Source organism: Enterocloster sp., from assembly GCF_057861365.1.
On sequence record NZ_DBMACH010000031.1, the window covers coordinates 1 to 11,151 of the forward strand.

At 46.2% G+C, this 11,151-nt stretch carries 13 protein-coding genes; all 13 read left to right on the forward strand.

The window, feature by feature from the left end; genetic code table 11:
* Nucleotides 1-74 precede the first annotated feature (74 nt).
* Nucleotides 75-689, forward strand: a complete 615-nt coding sequence (locus ACZM6M_RS17350) for an MFS transporter (protein ID WP_489490626.1) — start codon at nucleotides 75-77, stop codon at nucleotides 687-689.
* Between the two features lie 363 nt (nucleotides 690-1,052).
* Nucleotides 1,053-1,307, forward strand: coding sequence for a type II toxin-antitoxin system Phd/YefM family antitoxin (locus ACZM6M_RS17355; RefSeq protein WP_066548423.1), 255 nt, complete (start codon nucleotides 1,053-1,055; stop codon nucleotides 1,305-1,307).
* On the forward strand, nucleotides 1,285-1,557 hold the full coding sequence (locus ACZM6M_RS17360; RefSeq protein WP_418762089.1) for a Txe/YoeB family addiction module toxin: 273 nt from the start codon (nucleotides 1,285-1,287) through the stop codon (nucleotides 1,555-1,557). Before ACZM6M_RS17355 ends, ACZM6M_RS17360 begins: the two co-directional genes overlap by 23 nt.
* Nucleotides 1,558-1,720: 163 nt before the next feature.
* The gene (locus ACZM6M_RS17365) at nucleotides 1,721-3,595 is read left to right on the forward strand and encodes a TIGR03960 family B12-binding radical SAM protein (protein WP_484078036.1); all 1,875 of its coding nucleotides are present in this window, start codon (nucleotides 1,721-1,723) and stop codon (nucleotides 3,593-3,595) included.
* Nucleotides 3,592-4,341 carry a TIGR03936 family radical SAM-associated protein gene (locus ACZM6M_RS17370; RefSeq protein ID WP_066548425.1) on the forward strand — a complete coding sequence of 250 codons (750 nt, stop codon included), beginning with the start codon at nucleotides 3,592-3,594 and terminating at the stop codon, nucleotides 4,339-4,341. The genes ACZM6M_RS17365 and ACZM6M_RS17370 overlap by 4 nt, the downstream gene beginning before the upstream one ends.
* Nucleotides 4,341-5,552, forward strand: coding sequence for a ribonuclease E/G (locus ACZM6M_RS17375; RefSeq protein WP_337934276.1), 1,212 nt, complete (start codon nucleotides 4,341-4,343; stop codon nucleotides 5,550-5,552). Before ACZM6M_RS17370 ends, ACZM6M_RS17375 begins: the two co-directional genes overlap by 1 nt.
* Entirely contained in the window at nucleotides 5,549-6,907 is a 1,359-nt protein-coding gene (trkA, locus tag ACZM6M_RS17380; protein WP_484078037.1) for a Trk system potassium transporter TrkA, read from the forward strand. Before ACZM6M_RS17375 ends, trkA begins: the two co-directional genes overlap by 4 nt.
* Nucleotides 6,908-6,920: 13 nt before the next feature.
* A complete protein-coding gene (locus ACZM6M_RS17385; protein WP_417045783.1) occupies nucleotides 6,921-8,360 on the forward strand; it encodes a TrkH family potassium uptake protein in 1,440 nt (479 codons plus the stop codon).
* A 305-nt stretch (nucleotides 8,361-8,665) separates the two neighbouring features.
* The gene (locus ACZM6M_RS17390; protein WP_066548434.1) at nucleotides 8,666-9,196 is read left to right on the forward strand and encodes an ECF transporter S component; all 531 of its coding nucleotides are present in this window, start codon (nucleotides 8,666-8,668) and stop codon (nucleotides 9,194-9,196) included.
* Between the two features lie 3 nt (nucleotides 9,197-9,199).
* Nucleotides 9,200-10,282 carry a hypothetical protein gene (locus ACZM6M_RS17395; RefSeq protein ID WP_484078038.1) on the forward strand — a complete coding sequence of 361 codons (1,083 nt, stop codon included), beginning with the start codon at nucleotides 9,200-9,202 and terminating at the stop codon, nucleotides 10,280-10,282.
* Between the two features lie 118 nt (nucleotides 10,283-10,400).
* A complete protein-coding gene (rplU, locus tag ACZM6M_RS17400) occupies nucleotides 10,401-10,709 on the forward strand; it encodes a 50S ribosomal protein L21 (protein WP_066548443.1) in 309 nt (102 codons plus the stop codon).
* 11 nt (nucleotides 10,710-10,720) lie between these two features.
* Nucleotides 10,721-11,062, forward strand: coding sequence for a ribosomal-processing cysteine protease Prp (locus tag ACZM6M_RS17405; RefSeq protein WP_066548445.1), 342 nt, complete (start codon nucleotides 10,721-10,723; stop codon nucleotides 11,060-11,062).
* A gap of 3 nt (nucleotides 11,063-11,065) precedes the next feature.
* Nucleotides 11,066-11,151 (forward strand): 50S ribosomal protein L27 (locus tag ACZM6M_RS17410; RefSeq protein WP_489490627.1); only part of this gene is annotated, 86 nt, incomplete at its 3' end.

The following is an 11,151-nucleotide window of genomic DNA, read 5'->3' on the forward strand; positions in this document are numbered from 1 at the left end:
TTGATTCTGTGCCATAGGTTTTTCTCCTGTTCTCGTATTGATTATGATTATATATCAAAATCCTTGAGAATAGGGTGTCAACTTTATTTATACACCATCACAATATTCCTCAGATGGTAAAAACGCCCGTTTTCTGGGTTATGCTCCTGATGTTCATTTTTGCAAATGCAGCCGGAACCATGATGGTAAGCGCCACCTCGCCGATTGCTCAAAACCAGATTGGACAGACTCCAATGATGGCCGCTATGTGCGTCAGCATTATGACCCTTGCAAATATGTGCGGAAGAATCGGCTTTGGCTTTATTTATGACCGGTTAAAGGGCTGGAACTCCCTGCTTCTGGTGCTTGCGATCAACGGCATTTCCATGTGTATGCTGACTGCCGCCCACTCTCTTTCATACTTTATTCTCTGCATCTGTCTGGTTGGCTTTTCCTTTGGAGGCCTGCTGGTAGTATTTGCACCTATGGTAAAAATCATTTTCGGTTCCCGTTTCTATAACCGCAATTATGGTCTGATTTTTATCGGATATGGAATCGGAGCCTTTGTGGGACCTAAAATCAGCGCCAGCTTCTATGATTCTACCGGCTCCTATGTTGCCGGATACATAGGTTCTGCCATACTTGCAGGAGCCGCGATCCTTCTGGTATTTATTGCAAAAAAGATGGTTCTGTCAATGCAGGCGGAATGATTGGTTTACAAAATGTAATAATTCAGATTTAAAACAACAAAAGCCAGAAACAGCAGACACCCATTATGGGCTATGTTGTTTCTGGCTTTTAATTTATAAGCAGGATAACGGCTCTTATCCGGCCAGCAGTTGGGAACTGATTTCTGGAAAACAGGTGTTTTATAAACACCCCGGAGAAATATGTGGGTGATGCCAGAGCCAGACTGGAATCTGTCATTGGGGAAGGTGTGGTCAAGCTGGAATAAGATTCCTTTCACAAAGACTATCCTATATCATCATGGTACTTGACAGGTAAAAGATGCTAATATATAATAAAAATACGAAAAACCATACGATTTTTAATGCGGAAATGAGGTGTTGAAAATGTTAGCAGTAAAGAGCATGGATGTTAGAGATAATTTCAAATCATTATGCGACAAAGTTTTTCGGGGTGAAACTCTCATTATATCAAGACCGAAAAACGAAAATGTTGTGATGTTATCTGAGGCAGAGTATAATGAAATGATGAAAGCGAAGAGAAACGCTGATTATCTTGCAATGATAGATAAATCTATGGCTGAAGCTGAAGCAGGTGGGTTTGTTGTAAAGACCATTGATGAGCTGGAGGCATACGAATAATTTTACTCCAACTGCATGGCAGCAATACACAGACTGGCAGCTGGAAGACAAAAAGATAGTTAAGAGGATCAATGAACTTATTAAGAGCATAGATCGGGATGGACTATCACAAGGACTTGGGAAGCCGGAACCATTAAAGTATAGAAAAGCATGGAGCCGCCGGATCACGGAGGAACACAGGTTAGTTTACAATTTTGACAATAATCAAAATCTGATCATTTATTCCTGTAAAGAGCATTATGAAGATTAGCACCGTTTCTGGTGCTTTTCTTTTTTACGAAAGCTGTCGGAGCTGTCATTTAGATAAGTTTGTAAGCCAACTCACGGTTGCCTAAATTCAGTATGTGTTGTATAATTATCCGCAATGAAGATATAAAACATTGCAAATCAAATAAAATCAAAAAGGAAAAAGAATGAGAAAATTAGCATTAAGTGACGAAATTCTGCTATCGATCCAGCAGCCTGCCCGCTACATTGGCGGAGAGGTAAATATAGTAGTAAAGGATCACTCCAAAGTACGTACCAGGTTCGCCTTCGCCTTCCCGGATGTCTATGACATTGGCATGTCCCACCTCGGCATCCAGATCCTCTACTCCATGTTCAACAGCAGAGAAGATGTGTGCTGTGAGCGTGTATACAGCCCCTGGGTGGACTTAGATCCCATTATGAGAGAGAAGAAAATCCCTCTTTTTACCTTAGAATCCCAGAAGCCGGTAAAGGATTTTGACTTTTTGGGCATTACCCTCCAGTATGAGATGTGCTACACCAATGTGCTTCAGATCCTGGATCTGTCCCAGATCCCCCTTCATGCCTGCGACCGTTGTGAAAATGATCCCATTGTCATCGGCGGCGGCCCCTGTGCCTACAATCCGGAACCGCTGGCGGACTTTTTCGACCTGTTCTACATCGGAGAGGGCGAGACCGTGTATTTTGACCTTATTGACCGTTATCAGGAAAATAAGGCGGCAGGCGGCTCCAGAAAGGATTTTCTGGAGATGGCGGCGGAAATTCCCGGCATTTATGTGCCCTCCTTCTATGATCCTGAGTATAATGAGGACGGCACCTTAAAAAGCTTTACCCCCAACAACAGCCACGCAAAAGAGAAGATCCGCAAGCAGGTCGTTGCCGATATGGACAGTGTGGGTTATATCGAAAAGCCTCTGGTTCCCTATATAAAGGTCACTCAGGACCGCGTGGTTCTGGAGATTCAGAGAGGCTGCATCCGGGGCTGCCGTTTCTGCCAGGCCGGAAACGTATACCGTCCCTTAAGAGAGCACAGCCTGGAATATTTAAAGCATTATGCCTACGATATGCTTAAGAGTACAGGCCATGAGGAAATTTCTTTAAGCTCCTTAAGCTCCAGCGACTATACCTATCTGGAGGGCCTTGTGAATTTCCTCATTGACGAGTTTAAGGGGAAAGGGGTCAATATTTCCCTGCCTTCCTTACGAATCGACGCCTTCTCCCTGGATGTCATGAGCAAGGTTCAGGATATCAAAAAGAGCAGCCTTACCTTTGCGCCTGAGGCCGGCTCTCAGCGTCTGCGGGACGTAATCAATAAGGGACTGACCGAAGAGGTGATCTTAAAGGGCGCTTCCGAAGCCTTCCAGGCCGGATGGAACCGGGTAAAGCTTTACTTTATGCTGGGACAGCCTACAGAGACCGTAGAAGATATGGAGGGAATTGCCCTGCTGTCTGAAAAGATCGCAGAAGCCTATTATGACATTCCAAAGGATCAGAGAAACGGAAAAGTCCAGGTAGTTGCCAGTTCCTCCTTCTTTGTTCCAAAGCCATTTACCCCCTTCCAGTGGGCCAGAATGTGCACGAAAGAGGAGTTTTTAGAGAGGGCCAATATTGTCCGTGGCAAATTCCGTGAAATGAAAAATTTCAAAAGCTTAAAATACAACTGGCATGAGGCAGAGCTGACTGTTCTTGAGGGCGTCCTTGCCAGAGGCGACCGCCGGGTAGGCCCTGTGATCGAGGAGGCCTACAAAAACGGTGCCATCTTTGATTCCTGGTCCGAGTTCTTTAAAAATGAGATCTGGATGGATGCATTTAAGACCTGCGGCGTGGACATTGATTTTTACACCACCAGAGAGCGCGGCCTGGATGAACTGTTCCCCTGGGATTTTATTGATGCAGGCGTGACAAAGGAATTTTTAAAGAGAGAATGGCAGCAGGCTTTAAATGGTGAGGTAACGCCCAACTGCCGCCAGAAATGTTCCGGCTGCGGAGCCATGGGCTTTGGTGGCGGCGTATGTTTTGAAACCAGGGGGAAAAACCAATGAAAATCCGTATTAAGTTCAGAAAAACAGGTATTATGAAATTCATCGGCCACCTGGATGTGATGCGCTATTTCCAGAAGGCCATCCGAAGAGCCGATGTGGAGATCTGCTACAGCGGGGGTTTCAGCCCTCATCAGATCATGTCCTTTGCAGCGCCTTTAGGCGTGGGAATCACCAGCAACGGCGAATATGTGGATATTGAAGTACACTCCACCGGCACCACGGCTGAGATGTTAGAGCGTTTAAATGCCGTTATGGCCGAGGGCTTTGAGATCGCAGAGTACAAGCTTCTTCCTGATACCGCTGCCAACGCCATGTCAAGTGTGGCTGCCGCAGATTACACCTTAACCTTCCGTCCCGGCTATGAGCCGGAGGAGGAAAGCGCAGAAGAGTGGTTTAAAAAGCTTACTGCCTTTTTTGACCAGCCTCAGGTTATGGTCCTTAAAAAGACGAAAAAGGGCGAAAAGGAAATGGACCTTAAGCCTCTTATCTATGACCTTGGCGTGATTGCCGGAAATGATGCAGCACAGTCACAGCTCTTTATGAAGATTTCCACCGGAAGCGCATCCAATATTAAGCCGGAGCTTTTGTTGGATGCTTATTATGAAGCACTGGGCAAGGAACGTTCTCCCTTTGCCTTTATGGTTCAGAGAGAGGAAGTATACGCAGATCAGGCATCAGAGCATGAGAGAGAGCAGGGAATTCATTCTTTTATTCCTCTTGGAGCTTTGGGACAGGACATTGAGTGATGGAAAAACGGATCATTACATGGCTTAGGGGCAGGATCTGTACTGCTTTTATCCAGGACGGCTCTTTGGTGGAGTTGACTCTGGAGGACGAGGATTGCTCTGTTTTAAACCGTATTTATGTGGGACGGGTACAGAAGGTAGTACCGGGCATCAACGCGGCATTTATCGACACGGGAGACGGTGTAGGCTATTACAGTCTTACAGAAAACCGCAGCCATCTGTTTACCGACAGGAACCGGAAAGAGGGGCCTTTGCGCCAGGGAGATGAAATCCTGGTGCAGATCAGCCGGGAGGGCGTAAAGACAAAGGCTCCGGTGCTGACAGCAAACCTGTCCCTTCCCGGCCGTCTCTGTGTGGTTACCGCAGGCAGAACAGGCATTGGCTTTTCCAATAAGATCAGCGACAGCCTGTTTAAAAAGGAAGCAAAGGCCTGTCTGGAGGAAGCTCCCTTAAGTGGGTTTGGCGTGATCGTACGGACGAATGCCTACCAGGCCGGTATGGATGCGCTTATAAAAGAATGTATCCTTTTAAAAGAACGTCTGGAAGCCTTAATAAAAGACGCGGCCTGCAGAGTGAGCGGTTCCTGCCTGTACCAGCCTCTGCCGTCCTATATTACAGGGGTGCGGGATGCCTATGAAGGCCGGCTTTCCTCTATTGTAACCGATGACAGGGGGCTGTATGACCAGCTTAAGGCCTATCTGAAGGAAGAGCAGCCTGAGGATCTGGAAAAGCTTGAATTTTATGACGACAGCCTTCTGCCTTTATATAAGCTTTACGGCCTGGAAACTGTACTGGATCGTGCTCTTGGAAAACGTGTCTGGCTTAAATCCGGCGGCTATCTGGTTATTGAGCCTACAGAGGCTATGACGGTGATCGATGTAAACACTGGAAAGTATGAAGGCAGAAAGAAAATGGCCGACACCATCCGAAAAATCAATAACGAGGCGGCTTTTACCATTGCAGCCCAGCTGCGTTTAAGGAATCTTTCAGGCATCATTATGGTAGATTTTATTGATATGGAGCAGGAGGAGGACAAAAAGGCCCTTTTAGACTGCTTAAAACAGGCTGTGTCAACGGATCCGGTCCGTACGGTGGTTGTGGATATGACGCCTCTGGGGCTGGTGGAACTGACAAGAAAAAAGGTAAGAAAACCGCTTTATGAACAGGCGGGACAAACCTATGACGGGATGCGGGGGGATAAAAACCTATGAAGATCATAATTGTTGGCTGCGGTAAGGTGGGAACCACCCTGGCTGAACAGCTGAACAGAGAAAATCATGATATCACACTCATTGATACAAATGAGGAAGCCATACAAAACATTTCCGACAGCGCGGATGTAATGGGCGTGACGGGAAATGGTGCAGTTTATCAGGTACAGATGGAGGCAGGGATCCAGGATGCAGATCTTCTGATCGCTACCACAAATTCAGATGAATTAAATATGCTCTGCTGTCTGATCGCAAAAAAGGCCGGAAACTGCCACACCATCGCCCGTATCCGAAATCCGGAATATTCATCCGAGATCCGTTATATCAGAGAAGAGCTGAATCTGTCTCTGGCTATCAATCCGGAGCTGGCAGCCGCCAGAGAAATCGCCCGCCTTCTTCGTTTCCCTTCTGCAATTAAGATCGAGCCTTTTGCAAAGGGGCGGATCGAGCTTTTAAAATTCCTGATCCCGGAGCATTCTCTTCTGAATGATATGCGGGTCATGGATGTTGTAAACCGTCTAAAAAGCAATGTTCTGATCTGTGTGGTGGAGCGCGGAAATGACGTTGTGATACCGGACGGTAATTTTGTGATGAAAAAGGGAGATAAAATTTCCTTTATTGCCTCTCATCAGGGAAGTGCGGATTTCTTTAAAAAAGCGGGAGTTGATAATAATATTGTCAAAAGCGCCATGTTTGTGGGCGGCGGAAAGCTGACCCATTATCTGTGCAGGCTGCTGGAGGACACAAAAATCAAGATTAAAATCATCGAAAGAGACGAAGAGAGGTGCCGCCAGTTAAGCGAACTTCTTCCCAAAGCTATGATCATCCACGGCGACGGTACGGATGAACAGCTTCTTTTGGAGGAAGGGATCCGACAGACAGAGGCGTTTGCCAGTCTTACCGGATTTGATGAGGAAAATATCATGCTGTCCCTCTATGCCTCCAGCCAGTCGAAAGCAAAACTTATCACAAAAGTCAATAAGATTGCTTTTGAAAATGTTATTAATTCTTTAAATATCGGAAGTCTGATCCAGCCCAAGATGCTCACTGCTGAGATTATCCTCCAGTATGTCCGTGCTATGCAGAATTCCATGGGAAGCAGCAATATTGAGACTCTTTATAAAATTGCCGCAGATAAAGCGGAGGCGCTGGAATTTCGCGTAAAGGAGGGATCGCCGATTCTTGGCATTCCTTTGGAAAAACTGAAGCTGATCGATAATCTTTTAGTGGCCTGCATCAACCGGGGCGGAACGATCATCACTCCACGAGGCAAAGATACGGTTGAAGCTGGAGATACGGTTATTGTCGTTACGACTCATACAGGATTAAACGATCTTACAGATATTTTAAGGTAAAGGCGGGAGAGAGATGAATCGAAGTATTATTATCTATATGCTTGGCTGGATTATGAACATTGAAGCCGTCTTGCTGTTTCTGCCTATTATTACGGCAGCCGTTTACCGGGAATCCGTAATCACCTTCTATCTGGTTGTTTCCTGCATCTGCGGAGTTTTGGGCTTTTTGTGTACCAGGAAAAAGCCCAAAGTAAAAATGTTTTTTGCAAAAGAAGGCTTTGTACTGGTGTCCTTAGGCTGGATCGTACTCAGCTTTTTTGGCTGTATGCCCTTTTGGCTCAGCGGCGAAATTCCTCATTTTATTGATGCGCTGTTTGAAATTGTTTCCGGTTTTACAACTACCGGAGCCAGTATTGTGCCAAAGGTAGAAGAGCTTTCCAAGGCTACTTTGATGTGGCGCAGCTTTTCCCACTGGATCGGCGGTATGGGGATTTTAGTCTTTATCCTTTCCATCCTGCCCATGACCGGGGATTACAATATGCATATCATGCGTGCAGAAAGCCCCGGCCCTTCTGTAGGAAAGCTGGTGCCAAAAATCCGCATTACAGCAAAGCTTCTGTACCAGATCTACTTTTTTATGACCATTGCTACCATGGGCTTTCTGCTCATTGGCGGAATGCCTGTATTTGATACCATCTGCATGAGTCTCGGTGCAGCAGGAACCGGCGGTTTTGCCTGCAGAAACAGCGGCCAGGCAGATTATACCTTGTATCAGCAGGCCGTTTTAAGTATCGCAATGATCCTTTTTGGCGTGAATTTTAATGTTTATTACCTGCTTTTGATCAAAAAACCCAAGGATGCCTTCCGCTGTGAAGAAATGCGCGGCTATCTGGCCGTCATTCTGGGAGCAGTAATCCTGATTACTCTGAATGTACGCCACCTGTTTCCATCCCTGTTTCTGGCAGTTCACCATGTTCTGTTCCAGGTAGCATCTATTATCACAACTACAGGCTATGCGACAGTGGATTTTAACCAGTGGCCGGAATTTTCCAAATGCATCGTTCTGCTTTTGATGTTTATCGGCGCCTGTGCAGGAAGCACCGGAGGCGGCATCAAGGTATCACGCATTATGATGGCCTTCAAGGAGGCCAAAAAGGAAATGGCAGCAGTGATCCATCCCCGCAGCGTCAAGGTGATTAAATACGAGGGAAAAGTGCTGGGACACCCCGTCCTGCGTTCGCTGAATGCATATCTGATTCTTTATGCCCTGATTTTTGCAGTGTCTGTGCTGCTGGTCAGTCTGGATAACTTTGATTTTGCCACAAGTTTTTCTGCGGTGGCTGCAAACTTTAACAACATTGGGCCCGGTTTATCGACCGTCGGACCAAGCTCTAATTTTTCCATGCTGTCTGATTTATCAAAGCTGGTATTGATCTTTGATATGCTGGCCGGACGGCTGGAGCTTTTCCCGATCCTGGTGCTGTTTTCGCCGGGAACGTGGAAGAAAGGATAACTGAAAGACAGCGTCTGTTCTCAGGAATGTGAAGGGAGCAGGCGCTGTTTTTATGTTATCCTTCTTTTATCGCAAAACATCGTAAAATAACGCCATCCTTGGATTTTCATATTTTCTTGACGTAGTGCCCCTTGTCCGTTATAATAAATAAAGCAGCTGGCACAAGCCAGCGTTCCCGGCTGAAGCCGTTCCCGCAAAAGCGGAAGATTTAAAAATAAACATGCGTAATTGATACCAGGAAGGTACAAAAATCCGACAGGATAGGTACATTTCTGGTATTTTTTGTGCAAAAAGGAGAGTAAGGTATGACAGAACGATTTTCAACAAAAAACATGGTAACAGCAGCTGTATTTTTGGCCCTTGGCATGGTGCTTCCCTTCTTCACCGGTCAGATTCCAACTATTGGAAGTATGCTTCTTCCCATGCACATTCCGGTTTTGATCTGCGGCTATGTCTGCGGCTGGCAGTGGGGGCTTTTAGTCGGCCTGATTGTTCCCATTCTGCGCAGCATGACTCTTGGAATGCCTCCTATGATGCCCGTAGCAGCTGCTATGGCATTTGAACTTGCAGCTTACGGAGCTTCTACAGGGCTTCTCTATGAAAAACTGGAGAAAAATACCATTTCCATTTATATCAGTCTGATCGGTGCCATGATTTTCGGGCGTATCGTATGGGGACTTGTAAGCATGGTCCTTTATGGAATTATGGGAAATGCCTTTTCTGTGCAGATTTTTTTAAGCGGAGCCCTTTTAAAGGCAGTCCCGGGAATTATCTTGCAGCTTGTCCTGATTCCTGTTATTATTATAACATTGAGAAAAGCAAAGGTAATCGAATAAAATATGAAAGAAATACTGCTTGCGCATTTAAAACAATATCCCCAGATGCAGCTCCAGGATGTTGTAAAGCTGCTGTATCAGAGCGAATTTGGCGGCGGCCATATGATCACCAGTCCTGAAAAAAGCCTGGATCGTCTGAAAGAAGAGTACAAAAGCTTTAAGTGGGAGTATTCTCCCATTATATGCGAACCAATCGGGGGAGAAATGTACCGGATTTATCTGTCTGCTCTGGAGGACGGACTGTCCGAAGAAACTTTAAACCGGATGTTTACAGAAACTGCAGCCAGAGCATCCGGAACAAGGAAAGGCTTTGAGGAGAAACTAAGGTGTCTGCTCCAGTGCTGCCGGTCGGGAGAGCTTCCGTTCACTTTGGCTCAGGCAGAAGCATTTCTGGATACATACCGCAGCCAGGGATATCCCGCCGTCCGTCACAGTAGCTGTTACCGCAGTGCCTATCATCCGGCCTATCGGATCGTTTCCGCCAGCTATGCACGCTATTATGAAGCTTTCATAAGGATTGACAGGGCTTTGAGAGAGAGGATGCAGGTACAGATTGCCATTGACGGGATGTGCGCCGCAGGGAAGAGTACCATGGGGCGGATTCTTCAAAGTATTTACTCCTGCCGGCTGTTCCATATGGATGACTTTTTTTTACAGCCTTATCAGCGCACCGCCGACCGGCTGTCCCAGATCGGCGGGAATGTAGATTATGAACGTTTTAAAAAAGAGATTTTAGATCACTTAAATGACAGAGAGGGACTGGAATATCAGATCTACAGCTGTAAGGCTCAGAGGCTGGACTGCCGAATACAAACGGACTGGACTCCCTTAAGCATCATTGAAGGCTCCTACAGCCAGCACCCCTTCTTTGGAGACATCTGGGATCTGAGGTTTTTCTGTGAAATTGATCCCGCAGAGCAGTTAAACAGAATCCGGATCAGAAACGGCGAGGCAATGTGCGAACGTTTTAAGCAGGAATGGATCCCGAAAGAAAACGCATATTTTGATACGTTCGGCATCCGTGAAAAAAGTATCTGCCTGACGGACGGAAAAACAAAAAATTCTAAAAACATATTGACAGATTAAAACAGGAATGCTATAGTATACGAGTATGCCGCACAGCGGGGTAAAAGTCCGGGAGAATGGATGCATCCAGAAAACCGGCACCGAAGCTGGCGAGTAATGAACATAGGAGGTGCCTTTTATGTACGCGATTATTGCAACAGGCGGAAAGCAGTACAAGGTAGCAGAAGGCGATGTCATTAAGGTAGAAAGACTGGGCGCAGGCGCAGGCGAGACCGTAACATTTGACCAGGTGCTGGCTGTAAACAACGGCGAACTGCAGATCGGATGCCCAACCGTAGCCGGAGCAACTGTTACAGCAACAGTTGAGAAGGAAGGTAAGGCTAAGAAAGTGATCGTTTACAAGTATAAGAGAAAGACTGGCTATCACAAGAAGAACGGCCACAGACAGCTCTATACACAGGTTAAGATCGAAAAGATCAATGCCTAATTGTAAATGATATGATTCAGGCAACTGTATTAAAAGATTCCAGAGATTCAGGCAATGTGCTTTACCGGGGGATTGTGATTGAAGGTCATGCTGGATATGCTGAAGAGGGTGAGGATATCATCTGCGCAGCTGTATCGGCGCTGGCGATCAATTTTTATAATTCGGTAGAGACATTTACGGAAGACCCATTTGAGGGGGCTGCCGGACAGGAGGACGTTCAGTTTGACTTTCGGTTTACCTCAGATATAAGTCCTGAGTCGCAGCTCCTTATGAATTCTCTTATTCTGGGACTTCAGAATATTGAGAAGGATTATGGGAGAACATATATTATCATCCGATTCAAGGAGGTGTAAGACATGTTAAAGATGAACCTTCAGTTATTCGCTCATAAAAAGGGTGTTGGTTCTACTAAGAACGGCCGTGATTCCGAGTCCAAGAGACT